This is a genomic window from Methylobacterium nonmethylotrophicum (assembly GCF_004745635.1).
Lineage (GTDB): Bacteria > Pseudomonadota > Alphaproteobacteria > Rhizobiales > Beijerinckiaceae > Methylobacterium > Methylobacterium nonmethylotrophicum.
On the sequence record NZ_SRLB01000062.1, the window covers coordinates 1 to 19249 of the forward strand.

32 protein-coding genes are annotated in these 19249 nt (G+C 69.2%); 1 reads left to right on the top strand and 31 read right to left on the bottom strand.

The window, feature by feature from the left end:
* Nucleotides 1-149: 149 nt before the first annotated feature.
* Nucleotides 150-770, bottom strand: coding sequence for a TetR/AcrR family transcriptional regulator C-terminal domain-containing protein (locus EU555_RS34760; RefSeq protein ID WP_167858764.1), 621 nt, complete (start codon nucleotides 768-770; stop codon nucleotides 150-152).
* Between the two features lie 65 nt (nucleotides 771-835).
* Here EU555_RS34760 and EU555_RS34765 point away from each other — a divergent pair, with 65 nt between their 5' ends.
* On the top strand, nucleotides 836-1645 hold the full coding sequence (locus EU555_RS34765) for a hypothetical protein (RefSeq protein ID WP_135419869.1): 810 nt from the start codon (nucleotides 836-838) through the stop codon (nucleotides 1643-1645).
* A gap of 93 nt (nucleotides 1646-1738) precedes the next feature.
* Here EU555_RS34765 and EU555_RS34770 read toward each other — a convergent pair whose 3' ends face one another.
* The 30 genes from EU555_RS34770 to EU555_RS34915 all read right to left on the bottom strand — a co-directional run.
* On the bottom strand, nucleotides 1739-3010 hold the full coding sequence (locus EU555_RS34770) for an aspartate aminotransferase type Ic (RefSeq protein WP_135419870.1): 1272 nt from the start codon (nucleotides 3008-3010) through the stop codon (nucleotides 1739-1741).
* A gap of 128 nt (nucleotides 3011-3138) precedes the next feature.
* On the bottom strand, nucleotides 3139-3561 hold the full coding sequence (gene rplQ / locus EU555_RS34775; RefSeq protein ID WP_135419871.1) for a 50S ribosomal protein L17: 423 nt from the start codon (nucleotides 3559-3561) through the stop codon (nucleotides 3139-3141).
* Between the two features lie 149 nt (nucleotides 3562-3710).
* Nucleotides 3711-4748: a DNA-directed RNA polymerase subunit alpha gene (locus EU555_RS34780; RefSeq protein WP_425375184.1), complete on the bottom strand. Its 1038-nt coding sequence runs from the start codon at nucleotides 4746-4748 to the stop codon at nucleotides 3711-3713.
* A 99-nt stretch (nucleotides 4749-4847) separates the two neighbouring features.
* Complete coding sequence (locus EU555_RS34785; RefSeq protein ID WP_245524644.1) at nucleotides 4848-5702, bottom strand: MBL fold metallo-hydrolase; 855 nt, start codon at nucleotides 5700-5702, stop codon at nucleotides 4848-4850.
* Nucleotides 5703-5761: 59 nt separating this feature from the next.
* Complete coding sequence (gene rpsK, locus EU555_RS34790) at nucleotides 5762-6151, bottom strand: 30S ribosomal protein S11 (RefSeq protein ID WP_015928609.1); 390 nt, start codon at nucleotides 6149-6151, stop codon at nucleotides 5762-5764.
* Between the two features lie 137 nt (nucleotides 6152-6288).
* Nucleotides 6289-6657, bottom strand: a complete 369-nt coding sequence (gene rpsM, locus EU555_RS34795) for a 30S ribosomal protein S13 (protein WP_135419873.1) — start codon at nucleotides 6655-6657, stop codon at nucleotides 6289-6291.
* 214 nt (nucleotides 6658-6871) lie between these two features.
* Nucleotides 6872-7471, bottom strand: a complete 600-nt coding sequence (locus EU555_RS34800; protein ID WP_135419874.1) for an adenylate kinase — start codon at nucleotides 7469-7471, stop codon at nucleotides 6872-6874.
* A 168-nt stretch (nucleotides 7472-7639) separates the two neighbouring features.
* Nucleotides 7640-8977 carry a preprotein translocase subunit SecY gene (gene secY / locus EU555_RS34805; protein ID WP_135419875.1) on the bottom strand — a complete coding sequence of 446 codons (1338 nt, stop codon included), beginning with the start codon at nucleotides 8975-8977 and terminating at the stop codon, nucleotides 7640-7642.
* A gap of 131 nt (nucleotides 8978-9108) precedes the next feature.
* Nucleotides 9109-9597, bottom strand: a complete 489-nt coding sequence (rplO, locus tag EU555_RS34810) for a 50S ribosomal protein L15 (protein WP_135419876.1) — start codon at nucleotides 9595-9597, stop codon at nucleotides 9109-9111.
* A gap of 10 nt (nucleotides 9598-9607) precedes the next feature.
* The gene (rpmD, locus tag EU555_RS34815) at nucleotides 9608-9799 is read right to left on the bottom strand and encodes a 50S ribosomal protein L30 (protein ID WP_099902236.1); all 192 of its coding nucleotides are present in this window, start codon (nucleotides 9797-9799) and stop codon (nucleotides 9608-9610) included.
* A gap of 12 nt (nucleotides 9800-9811) precedes the next feature.
* Nucleotides 9812-10393 (bottom strand): 30S ribosomal protein S5, encoded by a 582-nt coding sequence (gene rpsE, locus EU555_RS34820; protein WP_135419877.1) that lies wholly within the window; start codon nucleotides 10391-10393, stop codon nucleotides 9812-9814.
* 171 nt (nucleotides 10394-10564) lie between these two features.
* On the bottom strand, nucleotides 10565-10927 hold the full coding sequence (gene rplR / locus EU555_RS34825; protein ID WP_048444838.1) for a 50S ribosomal protein L18: 363 nt from the start codon (nucleotides 10925-10927) through the stop codon (nucleotides 10565-10567).
* 12 nt (nucleotides 10928-10939) lie between these two features.
* Nucleotides 10940-11473: a 50S ribosomal protein L6 gene (gene rplF / locus EU555_RS34830; protein WP_135419878.1), complete on the bottom strand. Its 534-nt coding sequence runs from the start codon at nucleotides 11471-11473 to the stop codon at nucleotides 10940-10942.
* A gap of 36 nt (nucleotides 11474-11509) precedes the next feature.
* On the bottom strand, nucleotides 11510-11905 hold the full coding sequence (gene rpsH / locus EU555_RS34835; protein ID WP_048431921.1) for a 30S ribosomal protein S8: 396 nt from the start codon (nucleotides 11903-11905) through the stop codon (nucleotides 11510-11512).
* Between the two features lie 16 nt (nucleotides 11906-11921).
* A complete protein-coding gene (gene rpsN / locus EU555_RS34840; RefSeq protein ID WP_135419879.1) occupies nucleotides 11922-12227 on the bottom strand; it encodes a 30S ribosomal protein S14 in 306 nt (101 codons plus the stop codon).
* 42 nt (nucleotides 12228-12269) lie between these two features.
* Nucleotides 12270-12836, bottom strand: a complete 567-nt coding sequence (gene rplE, locus EU555_RS34845) for a 50S ribosomal protein L5 (protein WP_048450465.1) — start codon at nucleotides 12834-12836, stop codon at nucleotides 12270-12272.
* The gene (gene rplX, locus EU555_RS34850) at nucleotides 12829-13146 is read right to left on the bottom strand and encodes a 50S ribosomal protein L24 (protein ID WP_048425824.1); all 318 of its coding nucleotides are present in this window, start codon (nucleotides 13144-13146) and stop codon (nucleotides 12829-12831) included. Before rplX ends, rplE begins: the two co-directional genes overlap by 8 nt.
* Entirely contained in the window at nucleotides 13146-13514 is a 369-nt protein-coding gene (gene rplN / locus EU555_RS34855; protein ID WP_048425823.1) for a 50S ribosomal protein L14, read from the bottom strand. The genes rplX and rplN overlap by 1 nt, the downstream gene beginning before the upstream one ends.
* Before the next feature lie 319 nt (nucleotides 13515-13833).
* On the bottom strand, nucleotides 13834-14088 hold the full coding sequence (rpsQ, locus tag EU555_RS34860) for a 30S ribosomal protein S17 (protein WP_048465597.1): 255 nt from the start codon (nucleotides 14086-14088) through the stop codon (nucleotides 13834-13836).
* 13 nt (nucleotides 14089-14101) lie between these two features.
* On the bottom strand, nucleotides 14102-14317 hold the full coding sequence (gene rpmC / locus EU555_RS34865; RefSeq protein WP_048444832.1) for a 50S ribosomal protein L29: 216 nt from the start codon (nucleotides 14315-14317) through the stop codon (nucleotides 14102-14104).
* Between the two features lie 14 nt (nucleotides 14318-14331).
* Nucleotides 14332-14745 (bottom strand): 50S ribosomal protein L16, encoded by a 414-nt coding sequence (gene rplP / locus EU555_RS34870; protein WP_135419880.1) that lies wholly within the window; start codon nucleotides 14743-14745, stop codon nucleotides 14332-14334.
* 40 nt (nucleotides 14746-14785) lie between these two features.
* A complete protein-coding gene (gene rpsC / locus EU555_RS34875; RefSeq protein ID WP_048450464.1) occupies nucleotides 14786-15520 on the bottom strand; it encodes a 30S ribosomal protein S3 in 735 nt (244 codons plus the stop codon).
* Nucleotides 15521-15530: 10 nt separating this feature from the next.
* Nucleotides 15531-15914, bottom strand: a complete 384-nt coding sequence (gene rplV, locus EU555_RS34880) for a 50S ribosomal protein L22 (protein WP_048444830.1) — start codon at nucleotides 15912-15914, stop codon at nucleotides 15531-15533.
* A 1-nt stretch (nucleotide 15915) separates the two neighbouring features.
* Nucleotides 15916-16194 carry a 30S ribosomal protein S19 gene (gene rpsS, locus EU555_RS34885; RefSeq protein ID WP_135419881.1) on the bottom strand — a complete coding sequence of 93 codons (279 nt, stop codon included), beginning with the start codon at nucleotides 16192-16194 and terminating at the stop codon, nucleotides 15916-15918.
* A 12-nt stretch (nucleotides 16195-16206) separates the two neighbouring features.
* A complete protein-coding gene (gene rplB, locus EU555_RS34890; protein ID WP_135419882.1) occupies nucleotides 16207-17043 on the bottom strand; it encodes a 50S ribosomal protein L2 in 837 nt (278 codons plus the stop codon).
* 26 nt (nucleotides 17044-17069) lie between these two features.
* The gene (locus EU555_RS34895; RefSeq protein WP_135419883.1) at nucleotides 17070-17366 is read right to left on the bottom strand and encodes a 50S ribosomal protein L23; all 297 of its coding nucleotides are present in this window, start codon (nucleotides 17364-17366) and stop codon (nucleotides 17070-17072) included.
* Nucleotides 17363-17983 carry a 50S ribosomal protein L4 gene (gene rplD / locus EU555_RS34900; protein WP_135419884.1) on the bottom strand — a complete coding sequence of 207 codons (621 nt, stop codon included), beginning with the start codon at nucleotides 17981-17983 and terminating at the stop codon, nucleotides 17363-17365. Before rplD ends, EU555_RS34895 begins: the two co-directional genes overlap by 4 nt.
* Entirely contained in the window at nucleotides 17983-18735 is a 753-nt protein-coding gene (rplC, locus tag EU555_RS34905) for a 50S ribosomal protein L3 (protein WP_135419885.1), read from the bottom strand. The genes rplD and rplC overlap by 1 nt, the downstream gene beginning before the upstream one ends.
* 48 nt (nucleotides 18736-18783) lie before the next feature.
* On the bottom strand, nucleotides 18784-19092 hold the full coding sequence (gene rpsJ / locus EU555_RS34910; RefSeq protein WP_012330343.1) for a 30S ribosomal protein S10: 309 nt from the start codon (nucleotides 19090-19092) through the stop codon (nucleotides 18784-18786).
* 81 nt (nucleotides 19093-19173) lie between these two features.
* Nucleotides 19174-19249 (bottom strand): EF-Tu C-terminal domain-related protein (locus EU555_RS34915; RefSeq protein WP_472853121.1); only part of this gene is annotated, 76 nt, incomplete at its 5' end.

Here is a 19249-nt window from a genome sequence, read left to right on the forward strand (position 1 = left end):
TCAGGCTTTTGCTGTCTCTCCTGCTCGCCGCCGCACTCCGCATGGTCAGATCCGACCCGCCAAGCAGCCAAGCCGCCTGAGCGATTTCTTCACGGACGACTGCGGATATTCGCTGAATCGCTTTGGTGCCCCCCGGGCTTCCTCGCCGATCAACCTCGATAAGCCCGCACGAACGCCTCTACGTGCTGGGCGAGGGCCGGATCCGTGTCGAGCGGGCGGAGGGAGCAGCCTCCGAGCCAGCCCTGATGCAGCCGGGCGAGCAGCAGGGGGGCGACCAGGGACAGCGCGGCCGCGCGCGGGTCCACCGGCCGCATGTCGCCGGCCGCGATGTGTGACTGGAAGCGTTCTTCGACCGCCTGGAGCACGGGTTCGAGGATCTCGGCGAGATAGGCCGGGCCCGTGCGCGGATGGCCCAGCCCCTCGGCCAGGCCCAGCACGTGCAGCTCGGCCACCGCGGGCTGCGCCAGGCCGAGGGTGATGTAGTCCGCCGCGTCCCGGACGGAGGTCGCGAAATCCCCCGAGGGCCGGCGAAGAACCTCGAGATGCTCCGCCCCCTGCGCGGCATGGAGTGCGAGGACGGCGGAGACGATGCCGTCCCGGTCCCCGAAATAGTGCCGCAGGGTCGCGACGCTCACGCCGGCCGCCTTGGCGAGCTCGCCCAGCGACGGTTGGGCGCCCTGCGCGTTGCCGAGTCGCTCGCGCAGGCGGCCCGCGAGCGCCAGGCGCTGCTCCTCATAGGCGCGATTTCGCGCTCCCCGGGGTCGCGTCACGGCCTTGCCTCCACCCAACCTCTTTTTATATATCGATCCGTATAAGAAATCGGAGGTGTTTCGCCATGTCCCTGCCTCGCCGCATCGCCAACCTGACGGCCGCCCTCGCCCAGGCCGCCGTGCCCGCCCTCGGTTACGCGGGCTCTCTCGGGCGGACCGTGGACCCCCGGTACCAGGTGATCAAGACGCCGGTCGTGCCGGCCACCTACGCGTTCAGCATCTGGAGCGCCATCTTCCTGACCGGCCTCGTCTACGCGATCGAGCAGGCCAGGCCCTCCCGGGCGGACGATCCGCTGCTTCGCCGGATCGGCTGGCTCACCGCCGCGGCCTTCGCGGCGAACGCCGTCTGGAGCGTGCTGGCGCAGCTCGAATACCCTCTCGTCCTGACCGGCCTCACCCTCCTGGTCGGGGTGACCGCGATCCTCCTCGCCGCCGATCGCGTCTTCCGCAGCGAGCCCGCGATCCGGGGCAGCGACCGCTGGACGGTCGCCCTGCCCGTCGGGATGCTGGCGGGCTGGCTCTCGGTGGCGATCTTCGCCAACTGGTCGGTGGTCCTGGCGGACTGGAACTTCGCCGATCGTCCCTCGCGTACCCTGCAGGCGCTCGCCTTCCTGGCCGGCGCCGGCCTGACGGCGGCCGTCATGATCCGGAGAACGGGCGGTGCATGGCCGTATGTCGGCGTCGTCGCCTGGGCCCTGGTGGCCCTGATCGTCGGGAACGTCCAGCGGGGCGACCCGGCGCTCGCGGCGGCGTCGGCCGTGCTCCTGATCCTGCTCGGCGCGCTGACGTGGCGGGTCCGTCGACATGCCCGCCTCATCGAGCCGGCGATGTGGTGGCCGCGGACGGAGGGCCCGCGCCCCGCGTCCTCCCGGTGACGTCCGTCGTCATGGCTCCCGGGGTGCCGCCGCGCGGCCCCGGGAGCCAATGCCCAGGGTGCCGACGCGCCCCTGACGCGCCCGCAGCCGCCCTCAGGCGGCCACCCGCCCGCTCCCACCGGCCTCCCGGCTCTCGACCGCCGCCAGCAGCACGCAGGTCGCCACCACCTCGGCCGCCGCCTCGACCTCGGCGAGGCTCGGATAGGAGGGCGCGAGGCGAAGCAAGCGGTCCTGCGGGTCGCGGCCGTAGGGGTGGGTGGCGCCGGCCGGCGTCAGCGCCAGGCCGCAGGCGGCGGCGAGCTTGACGACGCGGGTGGCGCAGCCCTCCGGCACTTCGAGCAGGATGAAGTAGCCGCCCTCCGGCTCGCTCCAGCGCGCGACGCCGGTGCCGCCGAGATGGCGGGCCAGGGTCTCGGTCACGGCCCGGAACTTCGGCGCCAGCAGGCGGCGGTGGCCGTCCATCAGGGCGTCGAGGCCGGCCCGGTCGCGCAGGAAGCGGACGTGGCGCAGCTGGTTGAGCTTGTCGGGCCCGATGCTGCGCTTGCCGGCATTCGCCAGGTACCAGCGGATGTTGGCCTCGGAGGAGGCCAGCATGGCGAGCCCGGCCCCGGCGAGCGTCACCTTCGAGGTCGAGGCGAAGACGATGGCCCGGTCCGGGTTGCCGGCCTCGGCGGTCGCCTCGAGGATGTTCCGGAGGGTGGGCCGCCGCTCGGTCAGGTGGTGCAGCGCGTAGGCGTTGTCCCAGAACAGCCGGAAGTCCGGCGCGCCGGTCTCCATCCGGGCGAGCCGCGCGACGGTCGCGTCGGAATAGGTCTCGCCGCCGGGGTTGGAGTATTGGGGCACCGCCCACATCCCCTTCACCCGGGGATCGCGCGCCTGCTCCTCGACGACGTCCATGTCCGGCCCGTCGGCCGTCATCGGCACCGGGACCATGCCGATGCCGTAGGTCTCGCACAGCGCGAAGTGGCGGTCGTAGCCCGGGACCGGGCAGAGGAAGCGGATCTCCTCCTCCTTCGACCAGGGCCGCGTCCCACCCGGCACGCCCTTCAGCAGCGCATAGGCGATGCAGTCGTGCATGAGCGCGAGGCTCGAATTGTTGCCGACGACGATCCGCTCCGGAGGTGCGCCGAGCACCGGGGCGAACAGCGCCCGCACCTCGGCGAGGCCCTGCACGCCGCCGTAGTTGCGGGCATCCTCGCCGCTCTCGGTGCGGTGGTCGCGGTTGCCCGGCAGCGTCAGCAGGCCCTCCGACAGGTCGAGCTGCTCGGGGGACGGCTTGCCCCGGGTCATGTCGAGCTTGAGGCCGCGGGCCTGCAAGTCGGCGTAGCGGGCCTGGAGGTCGGCGAGGGCGGGGATCGCGGTCATGGGACAGGTTCGGCTGAGGTCACGGAAAGCGTGGCCACCTTTGCGCCTCCCGCGCGCCCGGGTCCAGCAAAGAAAAAGGCGGCCCGCGCGGGCCGCCTTCACGATCGTGGATGGACGCGAAGCGCCGATCAGGCCGAGGCGGTCTCGTCGGCCACCTGGACCGGGCCGGAATCCTTGCCGCGGGCATCGACGTCGCGGTCGACGAACTCGATCACCGCCATCGGGGCGTTGTCGCCGTAGCGGAAGCCGGCCTTCATGATGCGGCAATAGCCGCCCGGGCGGCCCTGATAGCGGGGGCCGAGCACGTCGAACAGCTTCTTGACCATCACCTCGTCGCCGCGCAGGGCCGCGATCGCCTGGCGACGGGCGTGCAGGTCGCCGCGCTTGCCGAGGGTGATCAGCTTCTCGACGACCGGACGCAGGTCCTTGGCCTTCGGCAGGGTGGTGATGATCTGCTCGTGCTTGATCAGCGCGGCCGACATGTTCGAGAACATCGCCTTGCGATGCTCGACGGTGCGGTTGAACCGGCGACCCCGGAAACCGTGACGCATGGCTGTCTCCTTTGGTTCTCGGCCGCCGTGCCACGGGTCGGCCGTCCTTTGTGGTACGAGCGCGGATTCCCGCCACTCCGGATGCGCCGCCATCGAGGGCGCATCCGGAGTGGCGGCGCAGGGTACGAAGCCCTGCGCCGCCGCGAGGCTCAGTAGTGCTCCTCGAAGCGCTTGGCCAGGTCCTCGATGTTCTCGGGCGGCCAGCCGGGCACGTCCATGCCGAGGTGCAGGCCCATGGCGGCCAGCACTTCCTTGATCTCGTTGAGCGACTTGCGGCCGAAGTTCGGCGTGCGCAGCATCTCGGCTTCCGTCTTCTGGATGAGGTCGCCGATATAGACGATGTTGTCGTTCTTGAGGCAGTTGGCCGAGCGGACCGACAGTTCGAGCTCGTCGACCTTCTTGAGCAGGGCCGGGTTGAAGGGCAGCTGCGGCGCGAGCGGCGCGGCCTCTTCCTTGCGGGGCTCCTCGAAGTTCACGAAGATCTGGAGCTGGTCCTGGATGATGCGGGCGGCATAGGCCAGCGCATCCTCGGGCGAGACCGCGCCGTTGGTCTCGACCGTCATGGTCAGCTTGTCCTTGTCGAGATCCTGGCCCTCGCGGGTGTTCTCGATGCGGTAGGACACCTTGGTGACCGGCGAGAACAGCGCGTCGACCGGGATCAGGCCGATGGGCGCGTCCTCGGGCCGGTTGCGCTCGGCCGGGACGTAGCCCTTGCCGGCCGACACGGTGAACTCCATCCGGATCTCGGCCCCGTCGTCGAGGGTGCAGAGCACCAGGTCGGGGTTGAGGATCTGCACGTCGCCGATCGTGGCGATGTCGCCCGCGGTGACCAGGCCCGGGCCGGTCTTGCGCAGGGTCATGCGCTTGGGCGTGTCGCTCGACGAGCGGATCGCGATCGTCTTGATGTTGAGGATGATGTCGGTGACGTCCTCGCGCACGCCCGGTATCGACGAGAACTCGTGCAGCACGCCATCGATATGGACCGAGGTGACGGCCGCGCCCTGGAGCGACGAGAGGAGCACCCGGCGCAGGGCGTTGCCGAGGGTGGTGCCGAAGCCGCGCTCCAGCGGCTCGGCCACCACGGTGGCGATCCGCTTCGGGTCGTGCCCGGGGGTGACCTCGAGCTTGTTCGGCTTGATCAGCTCTTGCCAGTTCTTCTGAATGACCACGTTCGCACCTCTCGCCAACTTACACCGGGGCGGCCCTTAAGGGCCCTCCCCCGCGATCTCCCCCGCGCCCGGGAGCCACCGCCGTCCTGATCTCTCACGCGTTCGAAGCAGGGGCGGTCAGGACGCCGCGCTCCACTGCTCCGGGACCCAGGCGAAGCCGGCGCCATCGCGCCGGACCGAGCCGAGGGCCGGAAACTCGAGATGCATCCCGGCGACCAGGCTGCGGTCGGACGCCACCTGATCGAGGATGCGCTTGCGCGTGGCGGCGGCCATCGCGCCGTCCACGTCGAAGGACAGGTACGCCTCCGGCCGGGCGAACTGGATCGCCGGCAGGTGCATCAGGTCGCCCCAGATCAGCAGGCTCTTGTCACCCGACTGGACCCGGTAGGCGGTGTGGCCGGGAGTGTGGCCGGGCGCCAGGATCGCCTCGATCCCCGGCAGCACCTCGCCCTCGCCGGCCCGGCGCACCCGATCGCCGTAGGCCGCGACGAGCGCATGGCCCCGGCAGATCTCGGCTCCGTCAGCGAGCCAATAGGCGGCCTCCGCCTCCGGGATCACCACCTCGGCATTCGGGAACAGGGCGCCGCCATCCGACCCCGTCAGCCCGCCGATATGGTCGGAATGCAGGTGGGTCACCAGGACCGTGCCGACCTGCTCCGGCGCCACGCCGCAGGCCCGCAGCGCCGTCTGCAGATGGCCGAGTGTGTCGGGACCGCCCGACCCCATGCCGGCATCGATGAGCACCGGGGCCGGCCCGCCGAGGACCAGGAAGGCGTTGACGGAGATCCACGGCGCCTCGACGCGGCGAAACCCCTCCGCCTGCAGGCGGGCGGCCTCAGCGGCGGCGATCCCCTGCACGAGCCCGAGCGACGCCACGAGGTGGCCGTCGTTGAGGGCCACCACAACGCGATCACCCAGCGTCCAGGGCAGGACGCCGGGCCGGTCGATGACGGCTTTGGACGAAGTCGACACGCGATCCTCTTCGCAGGCGGACCGGGGAGCCCCGAAAGACTCCCCGGCACCGGGAACGATCAGACGCGGCGGCGCTTGCGCGGGCGGCAGCCGTTATGCGGGATCGGGGTCACGTCGCGGATCGACGTCACCGTGAAGCCCGCCGCCTGGAGCGCGCGCAGGGCCGATTCGCGGCCCGAGCCGGGGCCCGAGACCTCGACCTCGAGGGTGCGCATGCCGTGCTCGGCGGCCTTGCGGCCGGCATCCTCGGCCGCGACCTGGGCGGCGTAGGGGGTCGACTTGCGGGAGCCCTTGAAGCCCATGGCGCCGGCCGACGACCACGAGATCGTGTTGCCCTGGGCGTCCGTGATGGTGATCATCGTGTTGTTGAACGAGGCGTTCACGTGGGCCACGCCCGACACGATGTTCTTGCGTTCGCGACGACGGACGCGGGTTGCTTCCTTGGCCATACTGTCTTTCGATCCTTCAGGCGCGCCCGTGGTGCCAGGCGCTCGGGACGTCTCTTGCGGGTGTCAGTGGCGGCGCCGATGCGCCGCCGGTCTCGGGCGGAACCGGACGGTCCCGCCGATCTCAGGCGAAACGCGGCTTACTTCTTCTTGCCGGCGATCGGCTTCGCCTTGCCCTTGCGGGTGCGGGCGTTGGTGTGGGTGCGCTGGCCGCGGACCGGCAGGTTGCGGCGGTGACGCAGGCCGCGGTAGCAGCCGAGGTCCATCAGCCGCTTGATGTTCATCGCGACTTCGCGGCGCAGGTCGCCCTCGACGATGTAGTCGCGGTCGATGGTCTCGCGGATCTGCAGCACCTCGGCGTCGGTGAGCTGGTTCACGCGGCGCTCGGCCGGGATGCCGACCTTCTCGGTGATCTCCTCGGCCTTCTTGGCGCCGATGCCGTGGATGTACTGGAGCGCGATGACGACGCGCTTGTTGGTCGGGATGTTGACGCCGGCGATACGGGCCATGGTGTTCCTGCTCTCCATCGCGTCCGCAGGCCGAAGCGCCCGGACGGGTGTTTTTCTGGTCTCACGCGCGTCCGGTGGAGTCCGGCCCCTGCGCGCCGTCCCGACGGCAAATCGGCCCGGAGCGGCCTCCAGAGAGGCACGCCGGGCCGTCCGGGTCTGAACGAAGGAGCGCCCACTAGCGCGGGCGCGCCGGCTTGTCAACCGGTTCGGCGCGTCACGCCGAAACGGTCTGGTAAGGGGCGAGCACCCCCTCGAGCTGCCGCGTCACCTCGTCGATCGGCGCCATGCCGTCGACCTGGCGCAGGAGGCCGGTGCCGGCATAGTGCGAGGAGAGGGGCGCGGTCTGGGCCCGGTAGGCCTCGAGGCGGGTCTTGAACACCTCCGGCGTGTCGTCCTTGCGCACCGGCTCGCCGCGGGCTTGCGCCTCGGCGGCGCGCTTGGCGATGCGCCCGACCAGCGCCTCCTCGTCGACCTTGAACTCGACCACGGCATCGAGGCGCAGGCCCTTCTGGGCCAGCATCGTCTCGAGGGCGACGGCCTGGGCGACCGTGCGGGGGAAGCCGTCGAGGATGAAGCCGGTGCGGGCATCGGCCTCCTCGATCCGGTCGGCCACGATGCCGATCACGATGTCGTCGGAGACCAGGGCACCGCTCTCCATCAGGGCCTTGGCCTTGAGGCCGACCGGCGTACCGGCCGCCACCGCGGCGCGCAGCATGTCGCCGGTCGAGAGCTGCGGGATTCCGAACCGCTCGACGATCCGCGCCGATTGGGTGCCTTTCCCGGCGCCGGGCGGGCCGAGCAGAATGATCCGCATAACCTGTGTCTCCCCTCCACCGCGTCCCGTACGGGATCCGTCCTCGCGGGACGCGGCCTCTCCGTTTGTTCTAGCCCAGGACCCGATCCGCCCGGAATCCGACCATGCGCCAAGGCGCGGCCCCGGCGCAAGGGTGCGCCCGGGCCGGTTGCATCGGGGCGGGCCGCGTCAGCGCCGGCGCGCGCCGCGCAGCTTCGCCTTCTTCACCAGGCCCTCGTACTGGTGCGCCAGCAGGTGGCCGTGGACCTGCGCCACCGTGTCCATGGTCACCGAGACCACGATCAGCAGCGAGGTGCCGCCGAAATAGAACGGCAGCGAGGCGTAGGAGACCAGGATCTCCGGGATCAGGCAGATCACCGTCAGGTAGGCGGCGCCGATGACGGTGATGCGGGACAGGACCTTGTCGATGAACTCGGCGGTGCGCTCGCCCGGGCGGATGCCCGGGATGAAGCCGCCATGCTTCTTCAGATTGTCCGCCGTCTCCTGCGGGTTGAACACCACCGCGGTGTAGAAGAAGGCGAAGAAGATGATCAGGGCCGCGTAGAGCAGCATGTAGAGCGGCCGGCCGTGGCCGAGATAGGTCGCCATCGTGGCGACGATGCCGGTGCCGTTCGGGTCGGTCTGGAAGCTCGCGGCGGTGGCCGGCAGCAGCAGCAGCGAGGAGGCGAAGATCGGCGGGATCACGCCCGAGGTGTTGAGCTTGAGCGGCAGGAACGAGGTCTGGCCCTCGTACATCCGGTTGCCGACCTGGCGCTTGGGGTAGTTGATCAGGAGGCGGCGCTGGGCGCGCTCCATGAACACGATGAAGTAGACGACCGCCGCGGCCATCACCACGACGCCGAGGATCACCACGGTCGAGAGCGCGCCCTGGCGTCCGAGCTCGAGGGTGCCGGCGATCGCCGAGGGCAGATGCGCGACGATGCCCGCGAAGATGATGAGCGAGGAGCCGTTGCCGATGCCGCGCGAGGTGATCTGCTCGCCGATCCACATCAGGAACAGCGTGCCCCCGGTCAGCGTGATGACGGTCGAGACCAGGAAGAACGGCCCGGGATCCTGGACGATGCCGCCGGAGCTCTGCAGGCCGACCGCGATGCCCCAGGCCTGGAAGATCGCCAGCACGACCGTGAGGTAGCGGGTGTACTGGTTGAGGACCTTGCGGCCGGACTCGCCCTCCTTCTTCAGCGTCTCGAGCGACGGCACCACCGAGGTGAGCAGCTGCACGATGATCGAGGCCGAGATGTACGGCATGATGTTGAGCGCGAAGATCGCCATGCGCTCGACGGCCCCGCCGGAGAACATGTTGAACAGGCCGAGCACGCCGCCCTGCGCGTTGGCGAAGCTCTGGCGCAGCGCGTCCGGATCGATGCCCGGCAGCGGGATGTAGGTCCCGAGCCGGTAGACGATCAGGGCGCCAAGGGTGAACCAGATCCGCTTCTTGAGCTCTTCGGCCTTGGCGATGGCGCCGAAGTTGAGGTTGGCGGCGAGCTGCTCGGCTGCAGAGGCCATGGGTGACGTGTCCTCGGGGTCGGGATCCGCGGTCAGGCGGGCAGGGACGCGCGAGCGTCCCCAAAACACAGGCGGCGGCCTCGCGCTGCTCGCACGGGCCGCCGCCGATGGTAGGTGACTTAAAGTGTGCCTCAGGCCGACGCAACCGCGGCGTCGGCGGCGGCGAGCGACTGGGTCACCGAGCCGCCGGCCTTCTCGATCGCCTCGACCGCCGACTTCGACGCCCGGGAAACCTCGAAGGTCAGCTTGGCGGTGAGTTCGCCGACGCCGAGGATCTTGACGCCGTCTCTAGCCTTCGAGACCACGCCGGCGGCGATCAGCGCATCGAGGGTCACCGGCGCCGACGCATCGAGCTTGCCGGCATCGACCGCCTGCTGGATGCGGCCGATATTCACCTCGTTGAGGTGGATGGCGCCCGGGTTGTTGAACCCGCGCTTCGGCAGCCGGCGGTGGAGCGGCATCTGGCCGCCCTCGAAGCCCTTGATGGCGACGCCGGAGCGCGCCTTCTGGCCCTTCACGCCCCGGCCGGCGGTCTTGCCCTTGCCGGAGCCGATGCCCCGGCCGACGCGCATCCGCTTCTTGGTCGCGCCTTCGTTGTCACGGATTTCGTTGAGCTTCATCGTGCCCTCCTCACGCCGCGTCGTCGAGAACGCGCACGAGGTGATGCACCTTGGCGATCATGCCGCGCACCGAGGGGGTGTCGGGCAGGACCGCGATGCGGTGCATCTTGTTCAGCTTCAGGCCGATCAGCGTCTGACGCTGGCTGGCCTCGCGGCGGATCGGCGAGCCGATCTGCTGCACGCGGACGGTCTTCTCGGTCATCGAAGGCCTCCCTTACGCAGCGTCGGCGGAATCGCCGGACGCGGCCGAGTCGGCGTCGCGGCGGCGGGCCTGCAGGGCCGAGACCTTCAGGCCGCGGCGCGCAGCCACCGAGCGGGGCGAATCCTCGTTCTTGAGCGCGTCGAAGGTAGCGCGCACGAGATTGTAGGGGTTCGACGAGCCGAGCGACTTCGCCACCACGTCCTGCATGCCCAGCGTCTCGAAGACGGCGCGCATCGGGCCGCCCGCGATGATGCCGGTGCCGGCCGGGGCCGCGCGCAGGATCACCTTGCCGGCGCCATGACGGCCCTGGACGTCGTGGTGCAGGGTGCGGCCCTCGCGCAAGGCCACGCGGACGAGGCCGCGCTTGGCCGCCTCAGTGGCCTTGCGGATGGCTTCCGGAACCTCGCGGGCCTTGCCGTGGCCGAAGCCGACCCGGCCCTTCTGGTCGCCGACGACGACGAGGGCCGCGAAGCCGAAGCGACGGCCGCCCTTCACCACCTTGGCGACGCGGTTGATGTGGACGAGCTTGTCCACGAACTCGCTGTCGCGCTCCTCGCGGTCGTCGCGGCGACGACCCTCACGCTCACGTGCCATGTGTATTGTCCGTTCGACTAACGCGGGCGGCGGTCCCGCTCGCAAGAGATGTCATCCGCCGACACGAGGGAGGGAGCCTCGCGGCCCTCTCTCCCCCGTGGGACACCGTGTCGACCCGGGCGAGGCGGCGCGGGACGCGCCCTCCCCTGCCTGCGGATCGGAAGCCGGAGATCAGAAGTCGAGGCCGCCTTCGCGGGCCGCGTCGGCCAGGGCCTTGACCCGGCCGTGATAGAGGTAGCCCGAGCGGTCGAAGATGACCTGGGTGACCCCGGCCGCCTTGGCGCGCTCCGCCACCAGCTTGCCGACCTCGGTCGCCGCGGCCTTGTCGGCACCGGTCTTGAGGCGGGCGCGCAGGTCCTTGTCGAGGCTCGAAGCGGCGGCGAGCGTGTGACCGGTCGCGTCGTCGATGACCTGGACGTAGATCTGCTTGGAGGAGCGGAAGACCGAGAGCCGCGGACGGCCGTTCGCCGCCTTGCGGATCGCCCGCCGGACGCGCGCGCGGCGCCGATCGAGCAGTTCGATTTTGCGAGACATCGTCGGCGGCCCTTACTTCTTCTTGCCTTCCTTGCGGAAGATGAACTCGCCGGCGTACTTCACGCCCTTGCCCTTGTAGGGCTCGGGACCGCGATAATCGCGGATCTCCGCCGCGACCTGGCCGACGCGCTGCTTGTCGATGCCGGTGACGATGATCTCGACCGGCCGCGGGGTGGCGATCGAGATTCCGTCCGGGATCGCATACTCGATGTCGTGGCTGTAGCCGAGCGACAGCTTGAGAACCTTGCCGGCGACCGCGGCGCGGTAGCCGACGCCGTTGATCTCGAGCTTCTTCTCGTAGCCCTTGGTCACGCCCTCGACCAGGTTCGACACCTGGGCGCGGGAGAGGCCCCACATCGCGCGGGCCTCCTTGGTCTGCGACCGGGGCTGGACCGAGATGGCACCGTTCTCGTGCGCGACCGACACCTGGTCGGGCACCCGGAACTGCAGCTCGCCCTTCTGGCCCTTGATCTTCACGGTCTGGCCGTCGACGGTGGCGGTCACGCCGGCCGGGACGGTCACGGGCTTCTTGCCTACGCGGGACATGCTCGTCTCTCCTCTACGACTGTCAGGGTCTGCAGGTCAGAAGACCTTGCAGAGCACCTCGCCGCCGACGTTGCGCTCGCGCGCCTCGTGGTCGGCCATGACGCCCTGGGGGGTGGAGACGATGGTGATGCCCAGACCGTCGGCGACGCGCGGCAGGGTATCGACCGACGAGTAGACGCGGCGGCCCGGCTTGGAGACGCGCTCGATGGAGCGGATCACCGGCTGGCCGTCGAAGTACTTGAGCTCGATCGCGAACTCGGTGCGCCCGTTGCCGTAATCGGTCGTGGCGTAGTCGCGGATGTAGCCCTCGGACTTCAGCACGTCGAGGACGCGCGCCCGCAGCTTGGAGCCGGGGGTCTGCACGACGTTGCGACGACGCTGCTGGCCGTTGCGGATGCGGGTGAGCATATCGCCCACGGGATCGTTGATCATCTGTGGCGCCCTCCCCTTACCAGCTGGACTTGACCAGGCCCGGGATCATGCCCCGGGATCCCAGGTCGCGGAGCGCGACGCGGGAGATGCCGAGCTTGCGGTAGTAAGCCCGGGGACGGCCGGTCATCTCGCAGCGGTTGCGGATGCGGGTCGGGCTGGAGTTGCGGGGCAGCTCCGCCAGCTTGAGGCGCGCCTCGAAGCGCTCCTCCATCGACAGCGCCTCGTCGTTCGCCGTCGTCAGCAGCGCCTCGCGCTTGGCCGCGAAGCGCTTGACCAGCTCCCGCCGCTGCTTGTTCTTCTCGATCTTGCTCGTCTTAGCCATGTTCTAAGCTCTCCGGTGTCCGCGTATGGGGGCGGTCAGCCCTCACTGCCGGAACGGGAAGTTGAAGTGCTTCAGAAGCGCCCGGGCCTCGGCGTCGGTCTTCGCGGTGGTCGCCACGACGATGTCCATGCCCCAGGTATTCTGGGCCTTGTCGTAGTTGATCTCGGGGAACACCAGGTGCTCCTTGATCCCGAGGGCGTAGTTGCCGCGGCCGTCGAACGACTTCGGGTTGAGGCCGCGGAAGTCACGCACGCGCGGCAGCGCGATGGTGATCAGGCGGTCCATGAACTCGTACATCCGCTGCTTGCGCAGGGTGACCTTGCAACCGATCGGCATGTTCTCGCGGACCTTGAAGGTCGCGATCGCCTTGCGGGCCCGGGTGATCACCGGCTTCTGGCCGACGATCAGGCCGAGATCCTCGGCCGCCACCGAGGCCTTCTTGGAGTCCTGGGTCGACTCGCCGACGCCCATGTTGACGACGATCTTCTCGATCGCCGGCACCTGCATCGGGTTGGTGTAGCCGAACTCCTCGATCAGCTTCGGACGCACCACTTCCTCGTAGTGCTTCTTCAGCCGCGGCGTGTAGCCGTCCTTCAGCGCCTCAGCCATCGATCAGATCTCCCGAGCGCTTCGCGAAGCGAACCTTGCGCCCGTCTTCCAGAATGCGAAAACCGACCCGGGTGGGCTTGCCGTCCTTGGGGTCGGCCACCGCCAGGTTCGACAGGTGGATCGCCGCCTCCTTGGAGATGATCCCGCCCTCGGAGGTCTGGGTCTGGCGCGTGTGGCGCTTGACCAGGTTGATCCCCCGCACCAGGGCCCGATCTTCCTTCGGCATCACCTGGATGACCTCGCCGGTGCGACCCTTGTCGCGGCCGGTGAGCACGACGACCTTGTCGCCCTTCTTCACCTTCGCAGCCATCACAGCACCTCCGGGGCCAGCGAGATGATCTTCATGTGGTTGCGCGCCCGCAGCTCGCGCGGCACGGGTCCGAAGATGCGGGTGCCGATCGGCTCCTTCTGGTTGTTGATCAGCACCGCCGCGTTGCGGTCGAAGCGGATCACCGAACCGTCGGCCCGACGGACGTCCTTGGCGGTGCGCACGACGACCGCCTTCATGACGTCGCCCTTCTTCACGCGGCCCCGCGGAATCGCCTCCTTCACCGACACCACGATGATGTCGCCGACGCCGGCGTACTTGCGCTTGGAACCGCCGAGCACCTTGATGCACATCACGCGACGTGCGCCGGAATTGTCGGCGACGTCCAGATTCGTCTGCATCTGGATCACGGCCTAACGCCCTTTCCTTGTTTCAGGCAGGTCTCCGGCAGGCACGATTGCCCGGCGGACGGCAGCCTGATGGGGATCTCGCGTCCCCGTCCATTGAAAGACCGCGCAGCAGCGCAGTCAGCGCTGGCGCGGTCAACGAACGCGATGACGGGCGCGTCGCACGCCCTTCATGTTTCGGTGGAGGCCGGCCGTCTACACCGGTTCGGCCCCTTTGGCAAGGCAGTGGAGCGCCCGAAAAGGCCCCGTTCCGACGACCACCCGAGGCGCCTGACGGCGCCCCGCTTCGGCAAGGCGGAGACGCGCCGAGGGGCGCGCCGCCTTACGCGTCGACGGTGGCGACCGCCTCGCCCTCGACCAGCTTCCAGGTCTTGAGCTTGGAATAGGGCCGCGACTCCTCGATGAACACCTGCTGGCCGACCTTGGCCACGTTGTTCTCGTCGTGGGCGTGGTAGTTCTTCGACCGGCGGATGGTCTTCTTCATCACCGGGTGGGTGAAGCGACGCTCCACCTTCACGACGATGGTCTTGTCCTGCTTGTCGCTGACGACGACGCCCTGCAGCACGCGCTTCGGCATGGTCCTGACCTCCTTAGCCCTGCGCCGCCTGCAGCGTCTTCTGGCGCTGCAGGGTGCGGACCCGGGCGATGTCGCGGCGCACTTCCCGCACGCGCGCGACGTTCTCGAGCTGACCCGTGGCCCGCTGGAAGCGCAGGTTGAACTGCTCCTTCTTCAGGTTCAGGAGCTCCTCGCCGAGCTGATCCGGCGACAGCGCGCGCAGGTCAGACAGCCTCTGGCTCGATTTCATCTCGAATTCTCTCCTCAGTCGGCGATGCGCTGGATGAAGCGCGTGCGGACCGGCAGCTTGGCGGCACCCAGGCGCAAAGCCTCTCGGGCGATGTCCTCGGCCACGCCGTCGATCTCGAACATGATGCGGCCCGGATGCACGCGGGCCGCCCAGTACTCGGGCGAGCCCTTGCCCGAGCCCATGCGGACCTCGGTCGGCTTCTGGGTCACCGGAACGTCCGGAAAGATCCGGATCCAGACCCGGCCCTGACGCTTCATCTCGCGGGTGATCGCGCGGCGGGCCGCCTCGATCTGGCGCGCGGTGATCCGCTCCGGCTCCAGGGCCTTGAGGCCGTAGGCGCCGAAGTTCAGGTCGGTTCCGCCCTTCGCGGCGCCGTGGATGCGGCCCTTGAACTGCTTGCGGAACTTCGTCTTCTTGGGTTGCAGCATGGCAGCCTCTCAAAACTGAAGGGCGGGAGACGGGCGGCCCTCAGGCCGCCGCGTCCCGTCCGCCGCGCTCGCCGCGCTCGCGGTCGCGACGTCCGCCGGAACGGCCGCCCTCCTCGTGCGCGCGCTTGTCCTGCGCCATCGGGTCGTGCTCGAGGATCTCGCCCTTGAACACCCACACCTTGATGCCGCAGGTGCCGTAGGTGGTGAACGCCGTGGCCGTGCCGTAATCGACGTCGGCCCGCAGGGTGTGCAGGGGCACGCGGCCCTCGCGGTACCATTCGAGCCGGGCGATCTCGGCCCCGCCGAGGCGGCCGGAGCAGTTGATGCGGATGCCCTCGGCGCCGAGGCGCATCGCCGACTGCACGGCGCGCTTCATGGCGCGACGGAAGGCGACGCGGCGCTCGAGCTGCTGGGCGATCGAGTCGGCCACCAGGGTGGCGTCGATCTCGGGCTTGCGCACCTCGACGATGTTGATCGTCACGTCGGCCTTGGTCATCGAGTTGACGAGCTTGCGCAGCTTCTCGATGTCCGCGCCCTTCTTGCCGATCACCACGCCCGGGCGGCCCGAGTGGATGGTGACGCGGCACTTCTTGTGCGGGCGCTCGATGACGATCTTGGAGACCGCGGCCTGCTTGAGCTGCTTGAGCAGCGCTTTGCGGATCGCGACGTCCTCGTGCATCAGGCGAGCGTACTCGCCCTTGTTGGCGTACCAGCGCGAGTCCCAGGTCCGGTTGATGCCGAGCCGGAGACCGATCGGGTTGACTTTCTGGCCCATCGATTCCTCCTCAGGCGGCTTCGGCCGGGACTTCGCGCACCACGATGGTGAGGTTCGCGAACGGCTTCAGGATGCGGGCGCCGCGGCCGCGGGCGCGGGCATGGAAGCGCTTGAGAACCAGCGCCTTGCCCACGTAGGCCTCCTTCACGACGAGATCGTCCACGTCGAGGTCGTGGTTGTTCTCGGCGTTGGCGATCGCGCTCTCGAGGCACTTCTTCACGTCGACCGCGATCCGCTTGCGCGAGAACTGCAGGTCGGCGAGCGCGGTCGAGACCTTCTTGCCGCGGATCAGTTGCGCCACCAGGTTCAGCTTCTGCGGGCTGACGCGCAGCATGCGCGCGACGGCCTTCGCCTCGTTCTGGGGGAGCGCGCGGGGTGCTGCTGCCTTGCCCATCTCAGCGCCTCTTCGCCTTCTTGTCGGCCGCATGCCCGTGGAAGGTGCGGGTCGGCGAGAACTCGCCGAACTTGTGCCCCACCATCTCCTCGGAGACGTAGACCGGAATGTGCTTCTGCCCGTTATAGACCCCGAAGGTCAGGCCGACGAAGTGCGGCAGGATCGTGGAGCGACGACTCCAGATCTTGATCACCTCGTTGCGGCTCGCGTTGCGGGCGGCGTCTGCCTTCTTGAGGAGGTAGCCGTCGACGAACGGCCCCTTCCAGATTGAACGTGCCATGGGACGAAGCCCTTACTTCTTGCGGTTGTGGCGGCTCGACACGATGAAGGTGTCGGTGCGCTTGTTCGAGCGGGTCTTCTTGCCCTTGGTGGGGATGCCCCACGGCGTGACCGGATGACGACCGCCCGAGGTGCGACCCTCGCCGCCGCCGTGCGGGTGGTCGATCGGGTTCATGGCGACGCCGCGGTTGTGCGGACGCTTGCCGAGCCAGCGGTTGCGGCCGGCCTTGCCGAGCGAGATGTTCATGTGGTCGGGGTTCGAGACCGCGCCCACCGTGGCGTAGCACTGGCCGTGCACCAGGCGCTGCTCGCCCGAGTTCAGGCGCAACGTGACGTAGCCCTGGTCGCGGCCGACGATCTGGGCGTAGTTGCCCGCGGACCGGGCGATCGCCCCGCCCTTGCCGATCTTCAGCTCGACATTGTGCACGATCGTGCCGACCGGCATGTTGCCGAGCGGCATGGCGTTGCCGGGCTTGATGTCGACCGACTCGCCCGACACCACCTTGTCGCCGGCCTTCACCCGCTGCGGCGCCAGGATGTAGGTCTGCGCGCCGCCCTCGTAGCTGACGAGGGCGATGAACGCCGTGCGGTTCGGATCGTACTCGATCCGCTCCACGGTGCCGACCTTGCCGGCATGCTCGCGCCGCTTGAAGTCGATGGTGCGCAGCGTCCGCTTGTGGCCGCCGCCGCGGAAGCGGACGGTGACCCGGCCGAGGTTGTTGCGGCCGCCCGTGGACGACTTGCCCACGGTCAGCGCCTTGACCGGCTTGCCCTTGTAGAGCTCCGAACGGTCCACGATCACGAGCTGGCGAAGGCTCGGCGTGACCGGCTTGAATGTCTTCAAAGCCATTGGCTTGTTCCCTTACGCCGTTCCCCTCAGAGCCCGGTCGTGACGTCGATGGTCTGGCCCTCTTCGAGGGTGACGATCGCCTTCTTCACGTCCGAACGCTGGCCGCGCTGACCGCGGAACATCTTGGTCTTGCCCTTGGTGACGAGCGTGTTGACGCTCTTCACCCGCACCTCGAACAGCTTCTCGACCGCTTCCTTGATCTGCGGCTTGGTCGCCTTCGGGGCCACCCGGAACACAACCTTGTTGAGCTCCGAGAGGTTGGTCGCCTTCTCGGTGATGACCGGGGAGACGATCACGTCGTAGTGGCGCGGATCAGCGCTCATTTGAATCGCGCCTCCAGCGCATCGACGGCGGCGCGCGTCAGCACGAGCTTCTCGCGGCGCAGGATGTCGTAGACGTTGATGCCCTGCACCGGCAGGACGTCGATCTGCGGCAGGTTGCGGGCCGCACGGGCGAAGTTCTGGTCGAGCTCGGCGCCGCCGATGATCAGGGCGTTCGAGAGCGACAGCTTGCCGAAGCGCTCGGCGAGCACCTTGGTCTTGCCCTCCTCGAGGCGCGCATCGTCGACGACGATCAGTGCGGCGCTCTTGGCCTTGGCCGAGAGTGCGTGGCGCAGCGCCAGCGCCCGGACCTTCTTGGGCAGGTCGTGGGCGTGCGAGCGGGTGACCGGGCCGTGGGCGCGGGCGCCGCCGCGGAACTGCGGGGCGGAGGCCGCGCCGTGACGGGCGTTGCCGGTGCCCTTCTGCTTGTAGAGCTTCTTCGTCGTGCGGGCGATCTCGCCGCGCTGCTTGGTCTGGTGCGTGCCGGCCTGGCGCTTGGCGAGCTGCCAGCGCACGCAGCGCTGCAGCAGGTCGGCGCGGGGCTCGAGGCCGAAGATGGCCTCGTCGAGCTCGACCGAGCCGGCTTCGGCGCCGTCGAACGTGGTGATCTCGAACTTCATCACGCGTTCTCCTCGGTGGCCGGAGCCGCGGGAGCCTCGACCTGGGCCTCGGCCGGCGTCTCCGACGGAGCAGCGGTCTGCTCGCGGAACTTGCCCGGCATCGGTGCCTCGGCCGGCAGCTTGCGCTTCACGGCGTCGCGGATCTGGATCCAGCCGCCATCGACGCCCGGGACCGAGCCCTGGACCAGGATCAGGCCGCGCTCGGGATCGGTGCGCACGACGCGCAGGTTCTGGGTGGTGACCCGCTCGACGCCGAGATGGCCCGGCATCTTCTTGTTCTTGAAGGTCTTGCCCGGATCCTGACGGCCGCCGGTCGAACCGATCGAGCGGTGCGAGATCGACACGCCGTGGGTGGCGCGCAGGCCGCCGAAGTTCCAGCGCTTCATGCCGCCGGCGAAGCCCTTACCGGTGGTCGTGCCCGTCACGTCGACGAACTGTCCGACCAGGAAGTGGTCCGCGGTGATCTCGGCGCCGACCGGGATGATCGCGTCCTCGCTCACGCGGAACTCGGCCAGCTTGCGCTTCGGCTCGACCTTCGCGACCGCGAAGTGGCCGCGCTGGGCCCGCGACACGTTCTTGACCTTGGCCTTGCCGACGCCCACCTGGAGCGCGACGTAGCCGTTCTTCTCGATCGTGCGGTGGGCCACCACCTGGCACTGATCGACCTTGAGCACCGTGACCGGAACATGCTCGCCGGCGTCCGTGAAGACGCGGGTCATGCCGACCTTCTGTGCGATGACTCCTGAGCGCATGGTTCTCCCCCGCGCGGCCTGTCTGAAGCTCCAAGAACCCTCAGGTCCTCAGAGCTTGATCTCCACGTCGACGCCGGCGGCGAGGTCGAGCTTCATCAGCGCGTCCACGGTCTGGGGCGTCGGATCGACGATGTCGAGCACGCGCTTGTGGGTGCGCATCTCGAACTGCTCGCGCGACTTCTTGTCGATGTGGGGCGAGCGGTTGACGGTGAAGCGCTCGATCCGGGTGGGCAGCGGGATCGGCCCGCGCACCTGAGCCCCGGTCCGCTTCGCCGTCGAGACGATCTCGCGGGTCGACGAATCCAGGATGCGATGATCGAACGCCTTGAGGCGAATGCGGATGTTCTGGCCGTTCATGTGATGTCTACCTCGCGACGGGATGGGGCGGGCACGAGGCCCGCCCCGTCGCCTGTCCGCTCGTGGAAGCGCCTGCGACGCTTACTCGGTGATGGAGGCGACGACGCCGGCGCCGACGGTGCGGCCGCCCTCGCGGATGGCGAAGCGCAGCTTCTCC

Bases quoted from the DNA above. Each gene is read 5' to 3' on its own strand.
- EU555_RS34765 (WP_135419869.1), top strand. From the start codon at position 836: ATGTCCCTGCCTCGCCGCATCGCCAACCTGACGGCCGCCCTCGCCCAG.
- EU555_RS34770 (WP_135419870.1), bottom strand. From the start codon at position 3,010: ATGACCGCGATCCCCGCCCTCGCCGACCTCCAGGCCCGCTACGCCGAC.
- rplQ (WP_135419871.1), bottom strand. From the start codon at position 3,561: ATGCGTCACGGTTTCCGGGGTCGCCGGTTCAACCGCACCGTCGAGCAT.
- rpsK (WP_015928609.1), bottom strand. From the start codon at position 6,151: ATGGCCAAGGAAGCAACCCGCGTCCGTCGTCGCGAACGCAAGAACATC.
- rpsM (WP_135419873.1), bottom strand. From the start codon at position 6,657: ATGGCCCGTATCGCCGGCGTCAACATCCCGACCAACAAGCGCGTCGTC.
- EU555_RS34800 (WP_135419874.1), bottom strand. From the start codon at position 7,471: ATGCGGATCATTCTGCTCGGCCCGCCCGGCGCCGGGAAAGGCACCCAA.
- secY (WP_135419875.1), bottom strand. From the start codon at position 8,977: ATGGCCTCTGCAGCCGAGCAGCTCGCCGCCAACCTCAACTTCGGCGCC.
- rplO (WP_135419876.1), bottom strand. From the start codon at position 9,597: ATGAAGCTCAACGAAATCCGTGACAACGAAGGCGCGACCAAGAAGCGG.
- rpmD (WP_099902236.1), bottom strand. From the start codon at position 9,799: ATGACCGAGAAGACCGTCCGCGTGCAGCAGATCGGCTCGCCGATCCGC.
- rpsE (WP_135419877.1), bottom strand. From the start codon at position 10,393: ATGGCACGTGAGCGTGAGGGTCGTCGCCGCGACGACCGCGAGGAGCGC.
- rplR (WP_048444838.1), bottom strand. From the start codon at position 10,927: ATGTCTCGCAAAATCGAACTGCTCGATCGGCGCCGCGCGCGCGTCCGG.
- rplF (WP_135419878.1), bottom strand. From the start codon at position 11,473: ATGTCCCGCGTAGGCAAGAAGCCCGTGACCGTCCCGGCCGGCGTGACC.
- rpsH (WP_048431921.1), bottom strand. From the start codon at position 11,905: ATGATCAACGATCCCGTGGGCGATATGCTCACCCGCATCCGCAACGGC.
- rpsN (WP_135419879.1), bottom strand. From the start codon at position 12,227: ATGGCTAAGACGAGCAAGATCGAGAAGAACAAGCAGCGGCGGGAGCTG.
- rplE (WP_048450465.1), bottom strand. From the start codon at position 12,836: ATGGCTGAGGCGCTGAAGGACGGCTACACGCCGCGGCTGAAGAAGCAC.
- rplX (WP_048425824.1), bottom strand. From the start codon at position 13,146: ATGGCTGCGAAGGTGAAGAAGGGCGACAAGGTCGTCGTGCTCACCGGC.
- rpsQ (WP_048465597.1), bottom strand. From the start codon at position 14,088: ATGCCGAAGCGCGTGCTGCAGGGCGTCGTCGTCAGCGACAAGCAGGAC.
- rpmC (WP_048444832.1), bottom strand. From the start codon at position 14,317: ATGAAATCGAGCCAGAGGCTGTCTGACCTGCGCGCGCTGTCGCCGGAT.
- rplP (WP_135419880.1), bottom strand. From the start codon at position 14,745: ATGCTGCAACCCAAGAAGACGAAGTTCCGCAAGCAGTTCAAGGGCCGC.
- rpsC (WP_048450464.1), bottom strand. From the start codon at position 15,520: ATGGGCCAGAAAGTCAACCCGATCGGTCTCCGGCTCGGCATCAACCGG.
- rplV (WP_048444830.1), bottom strand. From the start codon at position 15,914: ATGGGCAAGGCAGCAGCACCCCGCGCGCTCCCCCAGAACGAGGCGAAG.
- rpsS (WP_135419881.1), bottom strand. From the start codon at position 16,194: ATGGCACGTTCAATCTGGAAGGGGCCGTTCGTCGACGGCTACCTCCTC.
- rplB (WP_135419882.1), bottom strand. From the start codon at position 17,043: ATGGCTTTGAAGACATTCAAGCCGGTCACGCCGAGCCTTCGCCAGCTC.
- EU555_RS34895 (WP_135419883.1), bottom strand. From the start codon at position 17,366: ATGAGCGCTGATCCGCGCCACTACGACGTGATCGTCTCCCCGGTCATC.
- rplD (WP_135419884.1), bottom strand. From the start codon at position 17,983: ATGAAGTTCGAGATCACCACGTTCGACGGCGCCGAAGCCGGCTCGGTC.
- rplC (WP_135419885.1), bottom strand. From the start codon at position 18,735: ATGCGCTCAGGAGTCATCGCACAGAAGGTCGGCATGACCCGCGTCTTC.
- rpsJ (WP_012330343.1), bottom strand. From the start codon at position 19,092: ATGAACGGCCAGAACATCCGCATTCGCCTCAAGGCGTTCGATCATCGC.